Raw genomic sequence first — 21,936 nt, forward strand, 5'->3', positions numbered from 1 at the left:
GTCGGGGCAGCGTCGCATCGCCTCCTGCAATGCGCCGGTGCGCATCACGCCGCAGCACCTTGCGCGGCGAGCTGCGCGGCCTGGTGCTCGGTCGTCAGCGCGTCGATGAGTTCGCCCAGCGCTTCGCCGGCGATCACCTGCGGCAGCTTGTAGAGCGTCAGGTTGATGCGGTGGTCGGTGACGCGCCCTTGCGGAAAATTATAGGTGCGGATGCGCTCCGAGCGGTCGCCCGAGCCGACTTTCTCCTTGCGCTCGGCCGAGCGGGCCGCGTCGACCTTCTGCCGCTCGGCGTCGTAGATGCGCGAGCGCAGGATGTTCATCGCGGAGGCGCGGTTCTTGTGCTGCGAGCGGCTGTCCTGCATCATCACGACGATCCCGGTCGGGATATGGGTGATGCGGATCGCCGATTCCGTCTTGTTGACGTGCTGGCCGCCGGCGCCTTGCGCGCGCATGGTCTCGATGCGCAGGTCGTCCGGCTTGATGTCGACGTCGACATCCTCGACCTCGGGCAGCACGGCGACTGTCGCCGCCGAGGTGTGGATGCGGCCTTGCGTCTCGGTGTCGGGCACGCGCTGCACGCGGTGCACGCCGGATTCGAATTTCAGCTTGGCGAAGGCGCCGCGGCCCTGCACCTCGGCGATGATCTCCTTGTAGCCGCCGACGGTGCCTTCGGAGGCCGAGACCACCTCGACCTTCCAGCCCTGCAGGGCGGCGAAGCGCTCATACATCCGGAACAGGTCGCCGGCGAACAACGAGGCCTCGTCGCCGCCGGTGCCGGCGCGGATTTCGAGCACGACGTTGCGGTCGTCCATCGCATCCTTCGGCAGCAGCGCGACGCGGATCTTCTGCTCAAGCTCGCCGCGGCGCGCGATCAGCTCGTCGCGCTCGGCCTCGGCCATCGCGCGCATTTCGGCATCGGTGGCGGGATCGGCGATCAGCGCCTCAGTGTCGGCGAGCTCCTTGACGCCGGCGCGATAGGCCTTGACCGCGTCGATCAGCGGATTGAGCTCGGCCAGCTCACGGGTGATCTGCACGTAGCGGTCGGAATTGACCTGGCCGAGCAGCTCCGCCTCGAGCGAGGCGTGATGCGCGAGCAGGATATCCAGTTTGGCTTGGGGAAGCGACGACATGATGCAATCTGTTCTAGGAGCAAACGATACGAACGGAAGACGCGCAGGCCGCGACAGACCCGCTACAGCGCGAGGCCTTCGCTCTCGGCGAACTCGGTCAGCTTCTGCCGCATCGAGAAGCTGCCGGCCGGCGCGGCCAGCCATTCGGCCATCTTCGTCGCCGCCTTGCCGGCGTCGAGTTCGAGGATCATCGCCTTCACAGGGCCGTGCGCAGTGGCCGACAACGACAGCGAGCGGTAGCCGAGCGCGATCAGTGCCAATGCGCCGATCGGCTTGGAGGCCATCTCGCCGCACAGTGACACCGACCGCTTGGCGGCCTTGGCCTTGTGCACGATCTGCTGCAACGCCCGCAGGATCGGCGTCGACAGCGTGTCGAAGCGCTCGGAGACCTTGGCATTGCCGCGATCGACCGCGAACAGGAACTGGAACAGGTCGTTCGAGCCGACCGAGATGAAGTCGACCTTCGAAAGCAGCTCGTCGAGCTGATACAGCAGCGCCGGGACCTCGAGCATGGTGCCGACGTCGACGCGTTCCGGCAGCGTATGGCCGTGCTGGCGCAGATAGGTCAGCTCGCGCTCGACGATCGCCTTGGCCGTGTCGAACTCGGCGACTTCCGAGATCATCGGGAACATGATGCGCAGCGAGCGGCCGCCGCCGGCGCGCAGCAGCGCCCGGATCTGGCCGCGCAGCAGGCCCGGACGGTCGAGGCCGAGGCGGATCGCGCGCCAGCCGAGCGCCGGATTCTCCTCGATCACGGTCTCCATGTACGGCAGCGCCTTGTCGCCGCCGATGTCCAAGGTGCGGAACGTGACCGGCTTGTGGCCGGCGGCGTCGAGAACCGTGCGATACAGCGCCAGCTGGTCGCTCGAGCGCGGCAGGCTGGCGGACACCATGAATTGCAGCTCGGTGCGGAATAGGCCGATGCCGGCGCTGCCGGTGTCCTCGATATGCGGCAGGTCGATGACCAGGCCGGCATTGATCATCAGCTCGACCGGCTGGCCGTCCTTGGTCACGCAGGGCTTGTTGCGCAGCTCGCCATATTGCGCCTGACGGCGGGCGCGGAAGCGCACCCGCTCGGCATAGGCGGATTCGATCTCCGACGACGGGCGCACATAGATCGAGCCTGAGGTGCCATCGACGATGATGGCGTCGCCGGGATCGGCGATGCCCGGCGCGTTCGGCACCTCGCCGACGGCGGGAATGCCCAGTGCGCGCGCCACGATCGCGACATGCGAATTGGCGGTGCCTTCCTCGAGCACGAGGCCGCGCAGCCGCTTGCGGTCGTAGTCGAGCAGCGCCGCCGGACCCATCGCGCGTGCGATCAGGATGGCGTTGTCCGGCAGGTGCTCGCGCCGCGGCGCGTGGTCCTGGCCGACGAGCTGACGCAGCAGACGGTAGCCGAGATCCTCGAGATCGTGCAGCCGCTCGCGCAGATACGGATCGGTCGAGCGCAGCATGCGGGCGCGGGTGTCGGACTGCACGCGCTCGACGGCGGCTTCCGCCGTGAGGCCGGTCGCCACCGCCTCGTGCAGCTTGTGCGACCAGCCCTGGTCGTTGGCGAACATGCGATAGGCTTCGAGCACCTCGCGGTGCTCGCCGCCATCGGCGACGTCGCCGCGCTCCAGCATGCGGTCGAGGTCGGCGCGCAGCTTGAGCAGCGCGGCGTCGAGCCGCTTGATCTCCTTGGGCAGGTCCTCGGCGATGTAGTTGTTGATGACGACGCGCGGCTCGTGCAGCACGACATGGCCGAGCGCGATGCCATCGGACAGCACCGTGCCGGTCTTGTGGATCGAGTGCCGCGCCGCCGGCTCGGCGCCGGGCTGCGCCAGCGCTGCGAGCTCGCCGGAGGCGATCATCTCGGCGAGCACCATCGCGGTGGTCTGCAGCGCCTCGACCTCTTCCTCGACATAGGTGCGCTTGGCGCGGTTCTGCACCACCAGCACGCCGAGCGTGTTGCCGGCGCGCAGGATCGGCACGCCAAGGAAGGAGTGGTAGATCTCTTCGCCGGTCTCCGGCCGATACGAGAAGGCGGGATGGCTCTGCGCGTCGTTCAGGTTGAGCGGCGTCGCTTCGCTGGCGACGAGGCCGACGAGGCCTTCATGCGCGCTCAGCACGGTCATGTGCACGGCGTCGCGGTTCAGACCTTCGGTGGCATAGAGCTCGAGCGTGTTGTCGACGCGCAGCACATAGACCGAGCAGACCTCCGCGACCATGTTGGCCGCGATCAGCACCACGATCTTGTCGAGCCGCTCCTGTGCCGAGACCTGCTCCGCCATGGTCTCGCGAAGCCGTCTGAGCAGGACGCGGGGGCCTCCCGACGCGCTTCGCATGTGGCACAATCCCCCTTCCTGGGGCCAGCCCGGCACGCGGCCGGATCTGGCGCTAAACTCGCGGCATCGAACAGCTTTCTCGATTCGGCACTATCGCACGCTCAGAGTGCCGGCCCGAACCAGAACAACCTTCACTGGAGCACAGTTTGCGGCTGCCATCCTGCGATGGCGTATAGCGAATTAGGGCTTGTTTTGCCAAGCAAAACGCCTGCCACCGCGGGCGGCGTCAACGGCTTTCGAACGATCTCCGGCCCGTCCCGCTGTCACAGAACGGGACAGGTGTGGTCGCGGAGGAGGATTTTCTAGGCCTGGTCCAGTCCGTAGAGCGTATGCAGCGTGCGGACGGCGAGCTCGGTGTAGGCGGCGTCGATCAGCACCGAGAACTTGATCTCGGAGGTCGTGATCGCGCGAATGTTGATGTTGCGGGCGGCGAGCGCGGCGAATCCCTTGGCGGCGACGCCGGCATGGCTGCGCATGCCCGATCCGATCACCGAAACCTTGGCGACGTCGGTCGCGGTATCCAGGCGCTGATAGCCGATCCTGTCCTTGGCCGCGGTGATGGTCTCGCGCGCGCGATTGTAATCGGTGGCCGGCACCGTGAAGGTGAGATCGGTGGTCTTGCCGTCTTCGGAGACGTTCTGGACGATCATGTCGACGTTGATATTGGCATCCGCCAGTGGTCCGAAGATCGAGGCGGCGACGCCCGGCTTGTCCTCGATCTGGCGCACCGAGATCTGGGCCTCGTCCTTGGAGAAGGCGATGCCGGTCACGACGTGATTTTCCATGATTTGTTCCTCGCTGCAGATCAGCGTCCCCGGCGGCTGGTTGGCGTGCGGGTCGATATCCTCGGGCTTGTCGAATGAGGAGCGGACGAAGATCGGCATGTTGTGCACCATGCCCAGTTCCACCGAACGGACCTGCAGCACCTTGGCGCCCTGCGACGCCAGCTCCAGCATGTCCTCGAAGGCGATCTTGTCGAGCCGCTTGGCCTTCGGCACCACCCGGGGGTCGGTGGTATAGACGCCGTCGACGTCGGTATAGATGTCGCAGCGGTCGGCCTTGATGGCGGCCGCGATCGCCACCGCCGAGGTGTCCGAGCCGCCGCGGCCGAGCGTGGTGATTCGCCCGGTTTCGGCGTTGATGCCCTGGAAGCCGGCGATGACCGCGACCTCCTTGCGGTCGCGAAAGCGCTGGATCAGCTCGGAGCCGTCGATATCGACGATTCGCGCCGAGGCATGGGCATCGCTGGTCTTGATCGGGATCTGCCAGCCCTGCCACGAGCGGGCCTGGATGCCCATGCTCTGCAGCACGATCGCCAGCAGGCCGGACGTGACCTGCTCGCCCGAGGCCACGACGGCATCGTATTCACGCGCATCGTGCATCGGCGACGCCTCGGTGCACCAGGCGACCAGTTCGTTGGTCTTGCCGGACATGGCCGAGACCACGACGGCGACCTCATGACCGGCGTCGACCTCGCGCTTGACGTGGCGCGCGACGTTGCGGATGCGGTCGATGTTGGCGACGGATGTGCCGCCGAATTTCAGCACGAGGCGACCCATGACGACGCGCTCATTCCCATCAGGAGGATAAGTTGACCGGCTGGGCGCGAAACCGGAGGCGCGCCAGCCGAAACGCGCGTATACATAGCGCCGCGGCTGGGGGCAAGACGGTTCCTTGTGGTGACAGGGTCAGGTAGAGGCTTTGGAATGGCGCGTTACATCGACGAAATCCTGCAACCCGGCGAGAAGGTGCTGTATTCGACCAATGCACATTGGATGTTCTACCTGCCGGCGATCGGGGCCTGGATCGTCGTGTTTGGATTGCTCGTCCTCTCCCGCATGACCGTGAACGACAATCTGGTTCTGCTGTGCCTGGCCACCGCCGCCGTCATCGCCATTGTTGCCCTGTATTGGACGGTCCGAGCCTGGTTCCATCGCCTGACCACCGAGACGGACGTCACCAATCGCCGTGTCGTGCACAAAACCGGTTTCATCAAGCGCCGTACCTTCGAGATGGCTCTCGACAAGGTCGAGAGCGTCGACGTCAACCAGACCATCATGGGACGGGTTCTCAATTACGGCGATGTCACCATCTTGGGTGTGGGCGAGGGCAAGGAAACCATTTCGACCATCGCGGAGCCGCTGGCGTTCCGGAACGCCATCACGGCGCGTTAGCCCGGTACGGCGCCGCAGCTTCGATCATTGAGTATTCAGCGATGACAATGCCTCAGGATTCCCGCAGCACTTCTGTTCCCTCCGGCTCGACCGTCGATCCGGCCGAGATCGCGAAGTTCTCGAAACTGTCCGAGACGTGGTGGGACCCCAAGGGCAAGATGGCGCCCCTGCACAAGATCAACCCGCTGCGCCTGACCTATATCCGCGATGCCGCCTGCCGGAAATTCGAGCGCAACGCCAAGAGCCTCAACTGCCTGTCGGGGCTGCGCATGCTCGACATCGGCTGCGGCGCGGGACTGCTGTGCGAGCCGTTCACGCGGCTGGGCGCGCAGGTCGTCGGCGTCGACCCCTCGGCCAGCAACATTGCCGCCGCCAGGCTGCATGCCGAGAAGGGTCATCTGTCGATCGACTACCGCTGCACCACGATCGAGGAGATGGACCCGCGCGAGCGCTTCGACATCGTGCTGGCGATGGAGGTCGTCGAGCACGTCACCGACGTCAGCGCCTTCCTCGGCCGCTGTGCCGCGGTGCTGAAGCCGGGCGGCATGATGGTGGTCTCGACCCTCAACCGCAACTGGAAGAGCTTTGCGCTCGCCATCGTCGGCGCCGAATACGTGCTGCGCTGGCTGCCGCGCGGCACGCATGAGTGGAGCAAGTTCGTCACGCCGGACGAGCTGACCAAATACCTGCTCGACAACCGTCTGGTCATCACCGAGCAGAGCGGCGTGGTCTACAGCCCGTTCGCCGACCGCTGGAGCCTGTCGACCGACATGGACGTGAACTACATGATGGTCGCCGAGCAGATGGTGTAGCGCGCGCGGCCATTCATCGGCTTGACCCGTCTGCCGCTCCATAACCGGTGTCGTCCCTGCGAACGCAGGGACCCATAACCACAGGGAGGGGTTTGAGGCACGCTAGGAGATCAGGTCGCTGAGATCGCGCCATTCAAGATTGTCGCGCTCGATCAGTTCGATTTTCCAATCACGCTTCCAGCGCTTGAGCTGCTTCTCGCGGGTGACCGCTTCCGCAGCAACAGTGTAGATTTCGACGTAGACCAGCCGAAACACCCCGTACTTCTTCACGAACTCCGAGCCTTCGCCCTTGCGATGCTGCTCGAGCCGCGTCCGTAACGAGTTGGTCACACCGATGTACAGCGTACCGTGACGGCCGCTGGCGAGAATATAGACATAGTACATCGCCGCACCATCGCGTGGATGGATCGCCTAACCCAATTGAAGCCGGTGGTTATGGGTCCCTGCGTTCGCAGGGACGACACCGGATGTGTGGCGCGAGGTTACCACAAGACGCAATCCGTCCTGGCCCTTCCGGCGAGAGCTGCAATCCTGACATGCGGCTGAACCGCCTCACCGCTGTTGACCCAGCGCCCCGTGGTCGTCACGGTGCCAATCTCACTACTGCATTGTGCCGCATGCTCCCCATCACCTCGCTCTGGATTCCGTTCACGTTGGTTGCCGCCGCCGGCCAGGTCGCGCGCAATGCGATGCAGCGGTCGCTGACGGCGAAGCTCGGCACCTGGGGGGCGACCAATATCCGCTTCCTGTTCGGCTTTCCGTTCTCGCTGGTGTTCCTGACCGCGGTGCTGCTGGCCACCGGCGACCACCTGCCGTGGCCGCCGGCGGTGTTCTGGCCGTGGCTGCTGCTCGGTGCGCTCAGCCAGATCATCGCCACCGGGCTGATGCTATTGGCGATGACCGACCGCTCCTTCGTCGTCACCACGGCCTATCTGAAGACCGAAGCGATCCAGACCGCGATCTTCGGCTTCATCTTTCTCGGCGATCCGCTCTCGCTTCCAAAGATGATCGCGATCCTGATCGCCACCATCGGCGTCGTCATCACCGCGCTCAGGCCCGGCGGTGAGAAAAGCTTTGCCGAGTTGAGGCCGACCGTAACCGGCCTGGTTGCCGCGGCGTCGTTCGCCTTGTCGGCCGTCGGCTTCCGCGGCGCCATCATCACCGTCGACGGCGTGTCCTTCGTCACCGCCGCGTCGTACACGCTGGTCTGGGGCCTATTCGTGCAGACGGCGCTCCTCACCGTCTATCTGCTGGCGCGCGCGCCCGACATCCTGCGCGGAATCCTGTCGCTGTGGCGGCCATCGATGATGGCCGGCTTCGTCGGCGCCTTCGCGTCGCAGTTCTGGTTCCTGGCGTTCGCGCTGACCGCGGCCGCCAACGTCCGCACGCTCGCGCTGATCGAGGTACTGTTCGCGCAGGGCGTGTCGTACTATTCGTTCAAGCAGCCGGTTTCGCTGCGCGAGATCGGCGGCATCACGCTGATCGTCGCCGGCGTGGCGCTGCTGGTCGCCGTGTAGTCAGCCCTTGATCGCGATCAGCACGGCGCCGGTCGCGATCAGGGCGATGCCGATCCAGCCCTGCAGGCTCGGTCGTTCGCCGAGAAACACGACGCCGAACAAGGCGACCAGCACGACGCTGAGTTTGTCGATCGGCGCGACCAGCGTCGCTGGTCCGAGCTTCAGGGCGCGGAAGTAGCACAGCCACGAGGCGCCGGTGCCGAGCGCCGACAGTGTGAGGAAGACCCAGCTCTTCATCGAGATCGGGCCGGGGCTCGTCAGCTGGCCTGTCGAAAACAGGATCAGCGCTAGCGTCACCAGCACGATCGCCGTGCGGATGAGCGTAGCGAGGTCGGAGTTGAGCCCCTCGACGCCAACCTTGGCGAAGATGGCGGTGAGGGCCGCAAACAGCGCGGAGAGGAGAGCCCAGAGCTGCCAGGAGGAGGAGAGGGGGGACATCGCTATCGCTCAGACCAAGAAGGCAGTTCGAGACAAGGTATTTCAACCGTCATTGCGAGCGAAGCGAAGCAATCCAGAATCTTTGCCCGGCGCTGGATTGCTTCGCTTCGCTCGCAATGACGGAGAGGGCGTCTCTATTGCTCAATTCCGGTCGTCCGGCAGCACCGGGATCGGCGCGACCTCGATGCCTTCCTCGATCAGTTCGCGGGCCTCGTCGAGCGAGGCCTCGCCATAGATCGGCCGGTGCTCGGTCTCGCCGTAATGCATCTTGCGGGCTTCGGTCGGGAATCGTTCGCCGACATCGTCGGCGTTCTTGACGATGTGGTCGCGCAGCTCCTTGAGCTTGGCGCGCAGCTCGCGCTCCTGCGCCATCATCAGCGCGGTCGATCCCGGCGGAATCACTTCCTGCGCTGGCGTCGGTGAGGCCGGTACCGGCACGGCCTCGCGGCCCTTCTTGTTGACGATGCGCGGCGCCATGATCGCCTTCTCGACCTTGGTCGAGCCGCAGGTCGGGCATTCCACCAGCTTGCGCTTCACCTGCGAATCGTAGGCCGAGGAGCTCTGGAACCAGCTTTCGAACGTATGGTCACGCTCGCAGCGCAGCGCATAGCGGATCATGCCGAGCCCCGCACCAGGTGCAGATAGTCCGGACCCGCGTTGGGGTCGGCGATGCCGAACCGGCGGCCGTGCTGCAGCGAAGGAATGGTCTGGCGCACGCTCTCGACCCGCGACGGATCGATGCGCGCCATGATCACGCCGGGCTCGACGCCGCCCTCGGCGAGAATCTCGCCCCATGGATCGATGATCAGCGAGTGGCCGAAGGTCTCGCGCTTGTTCTCGTGCAGGCCGCACTGGGCGGCGGCGAACACGAAGCATCCCGTCTCGATGGCGCGGGCGCGCAGCAGCGTGTGCCAGTGCGCCTCGCCGGTCTTGCGGGTGAAGGCGGAGGGCACGCTGATGAAGGAGGCGCCGCTCTCGGCCAGCGCGCGATACAGCGCCGGGAAGCGCACGTCGTAGCAGATCGTCAGCCCCAGACGACCCCAGGGCAGATCCGAGATCACGGCCGTCTCGCCCGGCTGATAGTTGGCGGACTCGCGATAGCTCTCACCGCCCGGCAGGTCGATGTCGAACATGTGGATCTTGTCGTAGCTCGCCAGCACGTTGCCCTCGGGCCCGATCAGGAACGAGCGGTTCACGGCCTTGTCTGCCGAGAAGCGCAGCGCCAGCGATCCGATGTGCAGATGGATGCCCAGCTCCTTGGCGAGCGCCTGATAGGCTTTGAGAGAGGGATCGTCCGCCTCGCTCTTGAGCTGCTCGAACAGCGCCGTCCGGTTGAGCTGCATCATGTTGCTCACTTCCGGCGTCTGGACGTACTCCGCGCCCTGCGCGACCGCTTCCCGGATCAGCCTGATGCCCTGCTCGAGGCTCGGCTCGGGCAGGAGCGAGGTGCGCATCTGCACCATGGCGGCGGTAAAGCTGCGGTCGTTGCTCATGATGTCGCCTTGTCTCCCGCCAGCATGGCGTCGAGCCTGCCCTCGCGATCGAGCGCATAGAGGTCGTCGCAGCCGCCGACATGGGTGTGGCCGATGAAGATCTGCGGAAAGGTCGAGCCCGGGCCGACACGATCATACATCTTCTGCCGAATCGTCGGATCCTTGCCCGCGTCATGCTCGGTGAAGGCAACGTTCTTGCGGGTCAGAAGCGATTTGGCGGCCGTGCAGTAGCCGCACCCCGGACGGGTATAGATTTCGATCGCAGCGGTCATGTCGCGCTCAGCTGTTTCAGAACGATAGATTATATGGGAGCGCGGGGCGCATCGACAACCCGGGCGAAAACCAGCACGCTGACCTCGGCCGCCTTGGCGCGCAGCAGAGCGCGGGCGCAGGCATCCACCGTCGCGCCGGTGGTCAGCACGTCGTCGACGATCACGATGCGGCGCCCCTGCACGTCATGCAGGCGGTCTGAAGATACCTGGAATGCGCCCTGCACATTGCTGGTGCGCTGGGCGCGCGACAGCCCGACCTGCTGCTCGGTTGCCCGCACGCGGCGCAGCGCATCGCCGTGCAGTCGGACGCCGCTGGACCGGGCGATCACCCGCGCCAGCGCGCCGGACTGGTTGTAGCGGCGGCTGAAGCCGCGCCGCCAGTGCAGCGGCACGGGCACCACGAGGTCGGCCTCGGCCAGCAGCTCGCGGCCGGCGCGCGCCATCCAGCGGCCCATGATCGGCGCCAGATCAGTGCGGTCCTGATATTTCAGCTGATGCACCAGCGCGCGGGCGACCTCGTCATAGCGCACGGCGGCGCGGGCGCGGGCATAGGCCGGTGGCGCCGCGATGGCTTCCATCGACAGCAGCTCGGGGCCCGGATCGTAGACGAAGGGGATGCCGAGCTTCGGGCAATACGGCCGCTCGATGAACGACAATTTGCCCCAGCAGGCCGCACACACGCCCTCGCCGTCGACCGGCTCGCGGCAGCAGATGCACAAGGTCGGCAGTGCAATGTCGAGCGCGAGCTTGGCTGCGTGGGCCATCACGCTGCAAACCGAACCAACAACGGAGCGAACGGGATCAGGCAAGGAGATCATGATGCTCGCCCAGGATGGCGCGCGCCGTCCTGCTCCTGCGTCCGTGCCCGCCGACGATCGCATCATATGCAGCTCGCATCTGGCGTGCGGCTTGACGAGGCGGCACGGCCCCGATGCCGGTGCCCATGCCCGGTGCCAGCAGGGAGGTGATCGGCCCGGCTTCGCTCGTGTTGTGCGCCTGGACCGCAATCAGAGCGGCCCGGAAGGCGAGATAGACGTTCGGTGTTCCGTCGATGCGCGATGGCACGCGCATGGTCGGAGCGCAAACGAGATAGCGAAGCTCCGGATGTCCGGTCGGGAGGATCACGGCCTGTCCGACCGGAAGCTCGCCATAATGTTGCGCGGCCAGCAGCTCGCGCAACTCTGTCTCGACCTGCCAACCGAAGAAGCGCGCATAGTGCAAGTCGATGCCGCCATCCATGAAGCCGAAGCTGTTCGCCGGGCTGACGATGGCATCGGCCTGCTGTTCCAGAATGCTTCCGTGAGAGACCTGAACCTCGCCGACGCCCGCGAACGCGGACCGCCAGGCCTCGACCACCTCGATGCTGATGTCGCGAAGGTGGACCGTGAGCATGATCGCAATGAACTCGATCGGAGAACGCCGCTATTTTTTGGCTCGGGCCATCGTAGGTTAGCGTGGCCTCGGACGCGGCTCAAGCGGTGCATTGCCCGGCCACCAGGATCGGCGTAACCAGCCCCCATGACCCCGCCCGGCACCGCTCCCGTTCTGTTCGATCGCAGCTTGCTCGCGCTCAGGCTGCGGCGGGCTGCGCGCGCGCCCGAGACCTTCCTGCTGGAGCGCGTCGCCGAGGATATCGCGGATCGCCTTGCCGCGGTGAACCGGTCCTTCACCGCGGCTGCCGACGTCTGGACGCCGGCCGCCGGCTTGAAGCCGTATCTTTCGGGACGCCTCTCGCAGCTCGCGCATATCGCCGCGCCCGCCACCGCGGACGAGCGGCTGCCGTTGGCCGCGCAATCGCTCGATCTCGCGCTGTCGGCGCTGGCGTTTCAATTCGTCAACGATCTGCCCGGACTGCTGGTGCAGATTCGCCGGGCCTTGCGTCCCGATGGTCTGCTGCTGGCGGCGCTGATCGGCGGCGATACGCTGACCGAGCTCCGGCAGAGCTTCGCCGCCGCCGAAGCCGAATGCGAGGGCGGCGTCTCGCCGCGTGTCGCGCCGTTCGCCGATCTGCGCGACATCGGCGGTCTGCTGCAGCGTGCCGGCTTCGCGCTGCCCGTCACCGACGTCGACCGCGTCGTGGTCCGCTATGCCAGCGCGCTCGGCCTGATGCAGGATCTCCGCCGCATGGGCGCGACCAACAGCCTGGGCGAGCGCCGCCGCACGCCGCTGCGCCGCGCCACCCTGCTGCGCATGGCCCAGATCTATGCCGAGCGCTTCGCCGATCCCGACGGCCGTATCCGCGCCACCTTCGATATCATCTGGCTGTCAGGCTGGGCCCCGCACGAGAGCCAGCAGAAGCCGCTGAAGCCGGGTTCGGCGACGGCGAGCCTGGAGGCGGCGGTGAAGCGGAGCCCGCGCGAGGAATAAAACCGCTCGTCATCGCCGGGCTTGACCCGGCGATCCATCCCTCTCGAAGAGTCCGAATGTCGATGGATGCGCGGGTCAAGCCCGCGCATGACGAGTGAGCGTGAGGCTATCGCGGCGCCTCACGTCAGCAGATCGATCAGATGCGGCAGCAGCGGAATGTCCGCCGGTGGCATCGGATAGTCGCGCAGCTTGTTCGGCCGCACCCAGGCCAGTTGCTGTCCCTCGCGCGCGGTGACCACGCCTTCCCAGCGCCGGCAGATGTAGAGCGGCATCAACAGATGGAACGTCTCATAGGCGTGGCTGGCAAACGTCAGCGGCGCGAGACAGGCCTCGCGCACGGTGATGCCGAGCTCCTCGTCGAGCTCGCGGATCAGGCTGGCTTCGGGGCGCTCGCCGGGCTCGAGCTTGCCGCCGGGAAACTCCCAGAGTCCCGCGAGCGTCTTGCCGGGCGGCCGCTGCGCCAGCAGCACACGATTGTCGGCGTCGACGAGCGCGCAGGCGACCACGAGCGTGAGTTTCAGGTCGGGCATGGTCCGATCGGTTTGAGAGGGATGCGCCGGTCCGAGAACCAGGTGCGCCTGTTGAGGGAATCTTAACCTAGGCCGTTTCGAGCCCGGTTTCCACGGTCGAAATAAGCCAACCTTAATGGCCGGCCGCGTATTTTCACGGGTGAACGCCATGGCCCCCTCATGGTTTGTTAGGCATCATTCATGCGAATTTTATCCAGCCTGCTCGGCCGCCTGCGGCACGACGTCAGCGGCAACGTCGCGGTGACGTTCGCGATCGTCTGCGTCCCGCTGATCACCGCGGTCGGCTGCGGCGTCGACTACAGCCGCGCCAACCAGATGCGCGCCAAGCTGCAGGCGGCGGTCGACGCCGCCTCGGTCGGCGCGGTGTCCCGGACCTCGCCGGCCTTCATCGCCGCAGGCACGATGACCTCGGACGGCGTGATCGCCGCCGGCAATGACGACGCGGCGAAGATCTTCAACGGCAACATGTCGGGCACCTCAGGCTATACGCTGACCAGCCTGACGCCGGAGGTGAAGAAGGCCGGCTCGGTGCTGAGCGCCACCGTGTCGTTCACGGCCACCGTGCCGATGATGTTCATGAACATCGTCGGGTTCAAGACCATGACCCTGCAGGGCTCGTCGACGGCCAAGGCCTCGATGCCGAAATACATCGACTTCTACCTGCTGCTCGACAACTCGCCGTCGATGGGCGTGGCGGCGACGCCGGCGGACGTGACCAAGATGGTCAATGCGACATCGGACGCAAGATACGGCAGCAACCGCTATTGCGCCTTTGCCTGCCACGACTACAACGATTCGAACAACTTCTATAACCTCGCAAAGAGCATCGGCGTCACCACCCGGATCGACGTGCTGCGCAGCGCCACCCAGCAGCTGATGGACAAGGCGCAGCAGACCCAGACCTATCCGAACCAGTTCCGCATGGCGATCTATGATTTCGGTGCGGCGTCGAAGACGATCGGGTTGCGGTCGCTGTTCTCGCTCTCGTCGAGCCTCTCCAGCGCCAAGAGTGCCGCCGGGAACATCGACCTGATGGGCGTGTATGGCAACAACGATTCCTATACGGCAGACAAGGATACGCCGTTCACCAGCGTGTTGCCGGCGATCAACAACGAGATTGCGACACCGGGCGACGGCACGTCGGGTTCGCCGCTGAAATACCTGTTCTTCGTCTCCGATGGCGTCGCCGACGAGAGCAATGCCGCGTGCCTGAAGCCCAAGGCCGGCGGCAACCGCTGCCAGTCGCCGATCAATCCGGCGCTGTGCACGGCGCTGAAGAGCCGCGGCATCAAGATCGCCGTGCTCTACACGACCTACCTGCAGCTGCCGACGAACAACTGGTACATGAACTGGATCGATCCGTTCAACAAGGGGCCGTTCGGCCCCTCGCCGAACAGCGAGATTGCGCAGAACATGCAGGCGTGCGCGTCCGATGGGTTCTATTTCGAGGTGTCGCCGACCCAGGGCATCTCGGATGCGATGCAGAAATTGTTCGACAGGGCGGTCGCCGACGCACGGATCGCGGGTTGAGTTGGCGCGGATTGCAATCAAAAATGGCGTTGATCGCCGTCACGACCTGAGGTGAAATCCCATCGGGTGCTCGACCCGATGGGAGGTTCGCGTGATCAAGGCTGCTGCGCTGGCGTGTGTGCTGGCTGTCGCGTTCTCGGCGGGGGCTTCGGCCGCCAATTGCATCGTACCGCCGTTCTCGACGCTGGAAAACCAGACGGCTCAAGGGCACATGTACGCTAAAACCGGCAAGCGCTGCAGCATCGCAGTCCTGCACTCGCGCGGACCGATTTTCGGCGTCCGCGTGCTGTCTGCTGCGAGCCACGGCGTGGTCTCCGTGCAGGGGGCGCAGGTCGTGTACGTCTCGAAGCCGGGCTTCGTCGGCGAAGACCACTTTGCCTACGTCCGGCACGGGGCCGATATGCTCAATCGGCCGGTGACCAAGGGCGTCGAGGTCACCGTCCATGTCAGCCAGCAGCTCTGATCCCGGCGGCTACGAGCGGTAGTCGCCGTTGATCGCGACATACTCCTTGGTCAGGTCGCAGGTCAGCACGCGGTCGCGGCCCTTGCCGAGGCCGAGCGCCACCTTGATCTGCACCTTCTGCGCCTTCATCGCCTCGGAGACTTCCGTCTCGTCATAGGACGGATCGCGCGCGCCCTTCGATGCGACGCGGATGCCGTTGAAGGAGATCGAGAGCTTGTCGCGGTCGGCCGGCTCGCCGGCCTTGCCGACGGCCATCACGACGCGGCCCCAATTGGCGTCCTCGCCGGCGATCGCGGTCTTGACCAGCGGCGAGTTGGCGATCGACATCGCGATTCTGCGCGCCGACGGCTTGCTCTTGGCGCCCTCGACGATGATCTCGACCAGCTTGCGGGCGCCCTCGCCGTCGCGCGCGACCTGCTCGGCGAGGTCGGCCAGCACGGCATTGAACGCCTTCACGAACGCTTTCGCGCGCGGATCGCTGGCGCGGCTGATCTTCGGTGCGCCCTTCGCCGCGGCGGCCCCGGTGGCGAAGGCGAGCAGCGTGTCGGATGTCGAGGTGTCGCCGTCGATCGTCACCGCGTTGAAGGTGTCCTCGACGCCGGCCTTGAGCAGGGCCTGCAGCGCGGGGGCCGAAATCGGCGCATCGGTGAAGATGAACGACAACATCGTCGCCATGTCGGGCGCGATCATGCCGGCGCCCTTGGCCATGCCGTTGATCGTCACCTTGGCCTTTCCGAGCTTGACGGTGGCGGTGGCGACCTTGGGGAAGGTGTCGGTGGTCATGATGGCGCGCGCTGCGCCCATCCAGTCCTCAGGGGCCGCGGTGCCCGCCAACCCTTCGAGCACGCCGTCGAACTTGGTCGCATCCAGCGGCTCGCCGATCACGCCGGTCGAGGCGAGGAAGATCTCGTCCTGCTTGCAGCCGACCGCCTTGGCGGCGATCGCCGCCGTCAGGGCCGTCGACTGCTTGCCGGTCTTGCCGGTGAAGGCGTTGGCGTTGCCGGAGTTGACCACCAGCGCGCGTGCCTTGCCGCCCTTCAGCTTGGCCCGGCACCATTCGACCGGCGCCGACGGGCATTTCGACAGGGTGAACACGCCGGCCACGGTGGTGCCGGGATCGAGCAGCGCCAGCAGCACGTCGGTGCGGTTCTTGTAGCGGATGCCGGCCGCCGCAGTCGCGAGCTTGACGCCCGCAACGGCGGGCATGTCGGGGACATCGGTGGGGGCGAGCGGGGAGACGGCTGAGGACATCGGAGAGGCTTCCGGCAGGAATGAGCGGGAAGCGCTCTGTATCATCTCGGTCGTCGTTGTGGGAGTGGATGTCACTGCACCCACTGCTGTCATCCCGGCGAACGCCGGGATCCATAACCACAGGGTCCAGTTGGGAGCCCCGGTATCGGCCGCGTGCCTGTTTCAAACATCACGCGGTATGGGTCCCTGTGTCTGGAAAGTCTGCCATGATGATGGTGGGCGGGAAGCCGTTGGGTCCTTGGCGCTAGACGCCGTGAGCCGGCTCGGTCTCCCGCCCGTTCCATTTATCAACCTGAACAGTTGCACGAGGCTGCGCCAACAGACCTCGCATCACAGGGACAGGCACCGTGATCGTACCTTTTCGTTGCGTCGGAATCGACGTTTGCAAACCCTATCTCGATATTTTTGATGAAGCCGTGGGGGCGCCGGAGCGCATCGCCAACGGGCCACAGGCCATCACACAGCTGGTGGCGCGTTGGGGATGCGATGTTCTGGTGGTCTTTGAGGCCACGGGTGTCTACGACCTCGAACTGCGCGAGGCCCTGCGTCGGGCGGGCATCCGCTTTGCGCGGATCAACCCGGCTCGAGCTCGCGATTTCGCCCGCGCCAGCGGCCAACTCGCCAAGACCGATCCGATCGACGCGCGAACGCTGGCAGCCTTTGGGCGCGCCATGCAGCCAGCCACCGAGCAGGCCATGACGCCTGCCCAAAGCGCCCTCGCCAGGCTTGCAAAACGGCGGGATCAACTGGTTGCCATGCGCGCCCAGGAAAAGAACCGCCGCAGCGAGGCCGAGGACCGCGCCATGGCCGAACGCATCAGCCGCCTGATCGAGGTCCTCAATGACGAGATCGTCGAGATCGAGGCCGAGATCAACGCGCTCATCAAAGCCGAGCCGGTGCTTGCGGAGCAGGCACAGCTGATGCGCTCCGTGCCCGGTGTGGGACCCGTCGCCTGCATGCAACTCATCACCCAGATGCCGGAACTCGGCCATCTCGGGCCAAAGGAGGTAGCCGCTCTTGCGGGCCTGGCTCCCTTCAATCGCGATAGCGGGGCGTATCGTGGCAAGCGCAAGATCGGCGGCGGCCGGAAGCGTGTCCGCGACGCCCTCTACATGGCCGCCCTCAACGCCGTCCGCCGCGCCGATCGCTTCAAGATCTTTTACAACCGTCTGCGCCAAGCCGGTAAACCCGCCAAGCTCGCCCTCATCGCCGTCGCCAGGAAGCTTCTAACCATCCTGAATGCCATGATGCGCGACCGAAAACCTTATGCGATCACTCCATCAACATAACAGTTGCCGGCTTTCGCCGGGACGACACCATTTATGACGCGACCATGTCCCGTCTCAAGCCAAGTAGCCGAGCCGCTTACTTCTTCGCCGGCTCGGCCGGCTTCGCGTCGGCCGGCTTCGCGTCGGCCGGCTTCGCGTCCGCCGGCTTGGCGGCGTCGGCGGCCGGCTTGTCCAGGCGCTCGATCTTGGCGGCCTCGCGCAGCTTGCCGACGTAGTCGGCCTGGGCCTTGCGGGTGACGTAGGTCTCGATCTGGCCCTTGACCTGGTCGAACTCCGGCGGCTTGCGGCTGCGCTTTTCCTCGACCTTGATGACGTGCCAGCCGAACTGGGTCTTCACCGGATCGGAGATCTTGCCCGGCTCCAGCGAGAAGGCGACGTTGGCGAATTCCGGCACCATCTGCTCCTTGGTAAAGAAGCCGAGGTCGCCGCCGTCCGAGGCGCCGGGATCCTTGGACTTCTTCTTGGCGAGTTCGGCGAAATCGGCGCCCTTGGCGAGCTCGGCCTTGACGGCCTTGGCGTCGTCCTCGGTCTCCACCAGAATATGGCGGGCGTGGACCTCCTGCTCGCCACCGATCTGCTTGGCGGCCTCCTCATAGACCTTCTTCATCGCGTCCGGCGTGGTCGCGGCCTTGCCCTCGCTGGCCAGCAGGCTGTCCATCAGCAGCCGGTTGCGGGTGAAGGCGAGGCGCTTCTTGAACTCCTCGCTGTCGGCGACCTTCTTGTCCTCGGCCGCCTTGGCGACCAGCTTCATGTCGATCAGGAACGACAGCACGTTCTCGTCCTTGGTCGCCGGATCCATCTGCGCGAGGCTCTGTCCGAGCTCCTCCTCGGCGAGCGTCACGTCGCTCTTGCGGATCTCGGCGCCGTTCACCTTGGCCAGCACCGGGTTGGCATCGTCGGCGGCGCGTGCGGGCGCGGCAAGCAGGGACAACGCGAGACTTCCGGCGAGAGCGGTGGCAAGGCCGAGGCGCAGGCCGGTTTTCGTAACCGGGAACGACGTGGTCATGGAAAATCCTTGTTGAGAAGAGGGGGCTCGAGGGGGAGGCCTCAGGGCGGCCGGGACACTCGCCCAATCGCCGTGCCTTGGCAACGCGAAAAGTCTGTCAATTTCGTGAAATCGGCGACAGGTTGGCAACGACGGCCCCGCTGTCGGGCGCCGTTGACAACGTTCCCCCCCAGCCATATCTCTGCCCGGTCGCTTCAAGGGCGATGGCGCTTATTTTGCTGCGTTTTTGGCCGTTGAACCCTGGTTTGCCTGTCTCCCACTCATCTGGCGGACGCCGCCCGGCGCCGAAGGTCGAGGCTGGCGCGGGTGCTGCGGTGCATCACGTCGGGAACAGCAAACCCAAACCATGAGTTACGGCTGCAACGCAGACCCATAGAGGCAGGATTTCAGCAATGATCGGCGCGCTCGCCCGTAAGCTATTCGGCTCCGCCAACGACCGTCGCGTCAAGGGTTACCAGTCCCGTGTCAATGCCATCAATGCGCTGGAGCCGGAGCTCGCCAAGCTGACCGACGAGCAGCTCAAGGCTCGCACCGAGGAGTTCAAGAAGCAGCTCGCCGACGGCAAGACGCTCGACGACATCCTGGTCCCGGCCTTCGCCACCGTCCGCGAGGCCTCCAAGCGCACCCTCGGCCAGCGCCATTTCGACGTCCAGCTGATCGGCGGCATGGTGCTGCACGAGGGCGACATCGCCGAGATGAAGACCGGCGAAGGCAAGACGCTGGTGGCGACCCTCGCGGTCTACCTCAACGCGCTCGCCGGCAAGGGCGTCCACGTCGTGACGGTGAACGACTACCTCGCCCGCCGCGACGCCGGCTGGATGAGCCAGATCTACGGCTTCCTCGGCCTGACCACGGGTGTGATCGTGCACGGCCTCGACGATGCCGAGCGCAAGGCGGCCTATGCCTGCGACATCACCTACGGCACCAACAACGAATACGGCTTCGACTATCTGCGCGACAACATGAAGTACCGGCTGGAGGACATGGTCCAGCGCGGGCACTTCTTCGCCATCGTCGACGAGGTGGACTCCATTCTCATCGATGAAGCGCGCACGCCGCTGATCATCTCCGGCCCGCTCGACGATCGCTCGGAGTTCTACAACACCATCGACACCTTCGTGCCGAAGCTCGACAAGACCGACTACGAGGTCGACGAGAAGCAGCGCACGGTGACGCTCACCGAAGCCGGCATGGAGAAGATCGAGACCCTGCTGCGCGATGCCGGCCAACTCAAGGGCGAGTCGCTCTACGACGTCGAGAACGTCTCCGTCGTGCACCACATCAACCAGGCGCTGCGCGCGCACACGCTGTTCACCCGCGACAAGGACTACATCGTCCGCGACGGCGAGGTCGTGATCATCGACGAATTCACCGGCCGCATGATGCCGGGCCGGCGCTATTCGGAAGGCCTGCACCAGGCGCTCGAGGCCAAGGAGCACCAGCCGGTGCAGCCCGAGAACCAGACGCTGGCCTCGATCACCTTCCAGAACTACTTCCGGATGTACGAGAAGCTCGCCGGCATGACCGGCACGGCGGCCACCGAGGCCGACGAGCTGTTCGACATCTACAAGCTCGAGGTGCTGGAGATCCCGACCAACCTGCCGGTCGCGCGTCTCGACGAGGACGACGAGGTCTATCGCACCCAGCAGGAGAAATACGCCGCGATCCTCGCCGAGATCGAGCGGGCGAATTCGCGCCTGCAGCCGGTGCTGGTCGGCACCGCCTCGATCGAGAAGTCCGAGGTGCTGGCCGCCTATCTCAAGCAGCATGGCTACAAGCAGATCGATTTCGGCAGCGAGCGCGCGCTCGACAAGCTCTATGCGGCGGCCCGCGCCGGCAAGCCCGCGAAACTGTTCGCGGTGCTCAATGCGCGCTTCCACGAGCAGGAAGCCTATATCGTGGCCGAAGCCGGCGTGCCCGGCGCGATCACGATCGCGACCAACATGGCCGGCCGCGGCACCGACATCAAGCTCGGCGGCTCGCTCGAGATGCGCCTGCAGCAGGAGACCGCCGGGATCACCGACGAGGCCGAGAAGGCCGCCAAGATCGAACAGATCAAGGCCGACATCGCCCGCTTCCGCGAGATCGTGCTGAAGGCCGAGGAGACGGTCGAGATCGAGCCCGCCAAGGGCTCCAAGCCGGCCAAGACCGTGACCAAGCCCGGCGGCCTCTACATCATCGGCTCCGAGCGCCACGAATCCCGCCGCATCGACAACCAGCTGCGCGGCCGCTCCGGCCGTCAGGGCGACCCCGGCCGGTCGAAATTCTTCCTGTCGCTGGAAGACGACCTGATGCGCATCTTCGGCTCCGACCGGCTTGACAGCATGCTGACCCGGCTCGGCCTGAAGGAAGGCGAGGCCATCATCCATCCCTGGATCAACAAGGCGCTGGAGAAGGCGCAGCAGAAGGTCGAGGCGCGCAACTTCGACATCCGCAAGAACCTCCTGAAGTTCGACAACGTCCAGAACGACCAGCGCAAGGTGATCTTCGACCAGCGCGTCGAGCTGATGCAGGACGAGAGCGTGGTCGAGACGATCACCGACATGCGTCACGCCTTCATCGACGATCTCGTCGCCAAGCACGTTCCCGAGCACGCCTATGCCGAGCAGTGGGACGTCGCCGGCCTGAAAGAAGAGCTGAAGCGCGTGCTCGACATCGACCTGCCGGTCGACGAATGGGCGAAGGAAGAGGGCATCGCCGACGAGGAGTTGCTCAAGCGCATCGAGACCCACGCCGACGAGCGCATGGCCGCCAAGGTCGCGCAATGGGGCCCCGACGTGATGCGCTACGTCGAGAAGACCATCCTGCTGCAGACGCTCGACCACCTCTGGCGCGAGCACCTGGTGATGCTCGACCATTTGCGCCAGGTCATCGGCCTGCGCGGCTACGGCCAGCGCGATCCGCTGCAGGAGTACAAGTCGGAAGCCTTCACGCTGTTCGAGGCGATGATCGCGCATCTGCGCGAGGCCGTCACCGCGCAGCTGATGCGGGTCGAGATCGTGCCACCGGAGGAGCAGCAGCCGGTGCTGCCGCCGATGCAGGCGCACCACGCCGATCCCAGCACCGGCGAGGACGAGATGGCCTTCGCCAACGTGTCACTCGTGCCCTCTTCGGGCGCCGCCCCGGTCCCGGCCGAAGCGCGCAACCCGAACGATCCCTCGACCTGGGGCAAGATTGGCCGCAACGAGGACTGCCCCTGCGGCTCCGGCAAGAAGTACAAGCACTGCCACGGCAGGTACGCGTAAGCTCGGGTCGAGGTCTCTCTTCCGTGATGGCGAGCGCAAGCGAAGCAATCCAGAGATCCGCCCACGACTCTGGATTGCTTCGCGGAGCC

At 65.7% G+C, this 21,936-nt stretch carries 21 protein-coding genes; 8 read left to right on the forward strand and 13 right to left on the reverse strand.

Going from position 1 to position 21,936, the window contains the following annotated elements; all coding sequences use genetic code 11:
• Positions 1–44: 44 nt before the first annotated feature.
• The 3 genes from prfA to QX073_RS17275 all read right to left on the reverse strand — a co-directional run bounded on the left by prfA (position 45) and on the right by QX073_RS17275 (position 5,019).
• Positions 45–1,130, reverse strand: a complete 1,086-nt coding sequence (gene prfA / locus QX073_RS17265) for a peptide chain release factor 1 (protein WP_315751933.1) — start codon at positions 1,128–1,130, stop codon at positions 45–47.
• 62 nt (positions 1,131–1,192) lie between these two features.
• Positions 1,193–3,460 (reverse strand): phosphoenolpyruvate--protein phosphotransferase, encoded by a 2,268-nt coding sequence (gene ptsP / locus QX073_RS17270; RefSeq protein WP_315715187.1) that lies wholly within the window; start codon positions 3,458–3,460, stop codon positions 1,193–1,195.
• 302 nt (positions 3,461–3,762) lie between these two features.
• On the reverse strand, positions 3,763–5,019 hold the full coding sequence (locus QX073_RS17275; protein ID WP_315715188.1) for an aspartate kinase: 1,257 nt from the start codon (positions 5,017–5,019) through the stop codon (positions 3,763–3,765).
• Between the two features lie 147 nt (positions 5,020–5,166).
• Here QX073_RS17275 and QX073_RS17280 point away from each other — a divergent pair, with 147 nt between their 5' ends.
• Together QX073_RS17280 and ubiG are read left to right on the forward strand one after the other, a co-directional pair.
• Complete coding sequence (locus QX073_RS17280) at positions 5,167–5,634, forward strand: PH domain-containing protein (RefSeq protein ID WP_315715189.1); 468 nt, start codon at positions 5,167–5,169, stop codon at positions 5,632–5,634.
• A 47-nt stretch (positions 5,635–5,681) separates the two neighbouring features.
• Positions 5,682–6,446: a bifunctional 2-polyprenyl-6-hydroxyphenol methylase/3-demethylubiquinol 3-O-methyltransferase UbiG gene (ubiG, locus tag QX073_RS17285; protein WP_409977941.1), complete on the forward strand. Its 765-nt coding sequence runs from the start codon at positions 5,682–5,684 to the stop codon at positions 6,444–6,446.
• 102 nt (positions 6,447–6,548) lie between these two features.
• Here ubiG and QX073_RS17290 read toward each other — a convergent pair whose 3' ends face one another.
• A complete protein-coding gene (locus tag QX073_RS17290) occupies positions 6,549–6,830 on the reverse strand; it encodes a GIY-YIG nuclease family protein (RefSeq protein WP_316170998.1) in 282 nt (93 codons plus the stop codon).
• A gap of 233 nt (positions 6,831–7,063) precedes the next feature.
• On the opposite strand from QX073_RS17290, the gene QX073_RS17295 reads away from it, so the two are divergent.
• Complete coding sequence (locus QX073_RS17295) at positions 7,064–7,963, forward strand: DMT family transporter (protein WP_315715192.1); 900 nt, start codon at positions 7,064–7,066, stop codon at positions 7,961–7,963.
• Here the strand turns inward: QX073_RS17295 and QX073_RS17300 are convergent, their stop codons facing one another.
• From QX073_RS17300 to QX073_RS17325, 6 genes are all read right to left on the reverse strand, one after another.
• Positions 7,964–8,401, reverse strand: a complete 438-nt coding sequence (locus QX073_RS17300; protein WP_315715193.1) for an EamA family transporter — start codon at positions 8,399–8,401, stop codon at positions 7,964–7,966.
• A 141-nt stretch (positions 8,402–8,542) separates the two neighbouring features.
• A complete protein-coding gene (locus QX073_RS17305) occupies positions 8,543–9,019 on the reverse strand; it encodes a DUF1178 family protein (RefSeq protein WP_315715194.1) in 477 nt (158 codons plus the stop codon).
• Positions 9,016–9,894: a carbon-nitrogen hydrolase family protein gene (locus QX073_RS17310; RefSeq protein WP_315715195.1), complete on the reverse strand. Its 879-nt coding sequence runs from the start codon at positions 9,892–9,894 to the stop codon at positions 9,016–9,018. The genes QX073_RS17305 and QX073_RS17310 overlap by 4 nt, the downstream gene beginning before the upstream one ends.
• Positions 9,891–10,166: a glutaredoxin 3 gene (grxC, locus tag QX073_RS17315; RefSeq protein ID WP_315715197.1), complete on the reverse strand. Its 276-nt coding sequence runs from the start codon at positions 10,164–10,166 to the stop codon at positions 9,891–9,893. The genes QX073_RS17310 and grxC overlap by 4 nt, the downstream gene beginning before the upstream one ends.
• A gap of 29 nt (positions 10,167–10,195) precedes the next feature.
• Positions 10,196–10,984, reverse strand: a complete 789-nt coding sequence (locus tag QX073_RS17320; RefSeq protein WP_410052372.1) for a ComF family protein — start codon at positions 10,982–10,984, stop codon at positions 10,196–10,198.
• A complete protein-coding gene (locus QX073_RS17325) occupies positions 10,968–11,558 on the reverse strand; it encodes a macro domain-containing protein (RefSeq protein ID WP_316159292.1) in 591 nt (196 codons plus the stop codon). Before QX073_RS17325 ends, QX073_RS17320 begins: the two co-directional genes overlap by 17 nt.
• Before the next feature lie 126 nt (positions 11,559–11,684).
• Here QX073_RS17325 and QX073_RS17330 point away from each other — a divergent pair, with 126 nt between their 5' ends.
• A complete protein-coding gene (locus QX073_RS17330; RefSeq protein ID WP_316226079.1) occupies positions 11,685–12,533 on the forward strand; it encodes a methyltransferase domain-containing protein in 849 nt (282 codons plus the stop codon).
• 119 nt (positions 12,534–12,652) lie between these two features.
• Here QX073_RS17330 and QX073_RS17335 read toward each other — a convergent pair whose 3' ends face one another.
• Positions 12,653–13,063, reverse strand: a complete 411-nt coding sequence (locus QX073_RS17335) for a (deoxy)nucleoside triphosphate pyrophosphohydrolase (protein ID WP_316226080.1) — start codon at positions 13,061–13,063, stop codon at positions 12,653–12,655.
• A gap of 180 nt (positions 13,064–13,243) precedes the next feature.
• Between QX073_RS17335 and QX073_RS17340 the strand changes: the two genes are divergently transcribed.
• Together QX073_RS17340 and QX073_RS17345 are read left to right on the forward strand one after the other, a co-directional pair.
• On the forward strand, positions 13,244–14,593 hold the full coding sequence (locus QX073_RS17340) for a TadE/TadG family type IV pilus assembly protein (RefSeq protein ID WP_316193277.1): 1,350 nt from the start codon (positions 13,244–13,246) through the stop codon (positions 14,591–14,593).
• Positions 14,594–14,684: 91 nt separating this feature from the next.
• Positions 14,685–15,056, forward strand: a complete 372-nt coding sequence (locus tag QX073_RS17345) for a hypothetical protein (RefSeq protein WP_316203484.1) — start codon at positions 14,685–14,687, stop codon at positions 15,054–15,056.
• A gap of 9 nt (positions 15,057–15,065) precedes the next feature.
• Here the strand turns inward: QX073_RS17345 and argJ are convergent, their stop codons facing one another.
• Complete coding sequence (argJ, locus tag QX073_RS17350) at positions 15,066–16,307, reverse strand: bifunctional glutamate N-acetyltransferase/amino-acid acetyltransferase ArgJ (RefSeq protein WP_315715203.1); 1,242 nt, start codon at positions 16,305–16,307, stop codon at positions 15,066–15,068.
• A 347-nt stretch (positions 16,308–16,654) separates the two neighbouring features.
• Between argJ and QX073_RS17355 the strand changes: the two genes are divergently transcribed.
• Complete coding sequence (locus QX073_RS17355) at positions 16,655–17,596, forward strand: transposase (RefSeq protein WP_315751903.1); 942 nt, start codon at positions 16,655–16,657, stop codon at positions 17,594–17,596.
• Between the two features lie 76 nt (positions 17,597–17,672).
• Here the strand turns inward: QX073_RS17355 and QX073_RS17360 are convergent, their stop codons facing one another.
• Positions 17,673–18,602 (reverse strand): peptidylprolyl isomerase, encoded by a 930-nt coding sequence (locus QX073_RS17360; protein ID WP_316226081.1) that lies wholly within the window; start codon positions 18,600–18,602, stop codon positions 17,673–17,675.
• A 392-nt stretch (positions 18,603–18,994) separates the two neighbouring features.
• Between QX073_RS17360 and secA the strand changes: the two genes are divergently transcribed.
• Entirely contained in the window at positions 18,995–21,847 is a 2,853-nt protein-coding gene (gene secA / locus QX073_RS17365) for a preprotein translocase subunit SecA (RefSeq protein WP_315751945.1), read from the forward strand.
• Positions 21,848–21,936 lie beyond the last annotated feature (89 nt).

The sequence above is a fragment of the Bradyrhizobium sp. SZCCHNS3052 genome, assembly GCF_032484495.1.
Lineage (GTDB): Bacteria > Pseudomonadota > Alphaproteobacteria > Rhizobiales > Xanthobacteraceae > Bradyrhizobium.

Excerpts from the sequence above, each read along its gene's own strand:
- prfA (WP_315751933.1), bottom strand. The coding sequence starts at position 1,130 with ATGTCGTCGCTTCCCCAAGCCAAACTGGATATCCTGCTCGCGCATCAC.
- ptsP (WP_315715187.1), bottom strand. The coding sequence starts at position 3,460 with ATGCGAAGCGCGTCGGGAGGCCCCCGCGTCCTGCTCAGACGGCTTCGC.
- QX073_RS17275 (WP_315715188.1), bottom strand. The coding sequence starts at position 5,019 with ATGGGTCGCCTCGTGCTGAAATTCGGCGGCACATCCGTCGCCAACATC.
- QX073_RS17280 (WP_315715189.1), top strand. The coding sequence starts at position 5,167 with ATGGCGCGTTACATCGACGAAATCCTGCAACCCGGCGAGAAGGTGCTG.
- ubiG (WP_409977941.1), top strand. The coding sequence starts at position 5,682 with ATGCCTCAGGATTCCCGCAGCACTTCTGTTCCCTCCGGCTCGACCGTC.
- QX073_RS17290 (WP_316170998.1), bottom strand. The coding sequence starts at position 6,830 with ATGTACTATGTCTATATTCTCGCCAGCGGCCGTCACGGTACGCTGTAC.
- QX073_RS17295 (WP_315715192.1), top strand. The coding sequence starts at position 7,064 with ATGCTCCCCATCACCTCGCTCTGGATTCCGTTCACGTTGGTTGCCGCC.
- QX073_RS17300 (WP_315715193.1), bottom strand. The coding sequence starts at position 8,401 with ATGTCCCCCCTCTCCTCCTCCTGGCAGCTCTGGGCTCTCCTCTCCGCG.
- QX073_RS17305 (WP_315715194.1), bottom strand. The coding sequence starts at position 9,019 with ATGATCCGCTATGCGCTGCGCTGCGAGCGTGACCATACGTTCGAAAGC.
- QX073_RS17310 (WP_315715195.1), bottom strand. The coding sequence starts at position 9,894 with ATGAGCAACGACCGCAGCTTTACCGCCGCCATGGTGCAGATGCGCACC.
- grxC (WP_315715197.1), bottom strand. The coding sequence starts at position 10,166 with ATGACCGCTGCGATCGAAATCTATACCCGTCCGGGGTGCGGCTACTGC.
- QX073_RS17320 (WP_410052372.1), bottom strand. The coding sequence starts at position 10,984 with ATGATCTCCTTGCCTGATCCCGTTCGCTCCGTTGTTGGTTCGGTTTGC.
- QX073_RS17325 (WP_316159292.1), bottom strand. The coding sequence starts at position 11,558 with ATGCTCACGGTCCACCTTCGCGACATCAGCATCGAGGTGGTCGAGGCC.
- QX073_RS17330 (WP_316226079.1), top strand. The coding sequence starts at position 11,685 with ATGACCCCGCCCGGCACCGCTCCCGTTCTGTTCGATCGCAGCTTGCTC.
- QX073_RS17335 (WP_316226080.1), bottom strand. The coding sequence starts at position 13,063 with ATGCCCGACCTGAAACTCACGCTCGTGGTCGCCTGCGCGCTCGTCGAC.
- QX073_RS17340 (WP_316193277.1), top strand. The coding sequence starts at position 13,244 with ATGCGAATTTTATCCAGCCTGCTCGGCCGCCTGCGGCACGACGTCAGC.
- argJ (WP_315715203.1), bottom strand. The coding sequence starts at position 16,307 with ATGTCCTCAGCCGTCTCCCCGCTCGCCCCCACCGATGTCCCCGACATG.
- QX073_RS17360 (WP_316226081.1), bottom strand. The coding sequence starts at position 18,602 with ATGACCACGTCGTTCCCGGTTACGAAAACCGGCCTGCGCCTCGGCCTT.
- secA (WP_315751945.1), top strand. The coding sequence starts at position 18,995 with ATGATCGGCGCGCTCGCCCGTAAGCTATTCGGCTCCGCCAACGACCGT.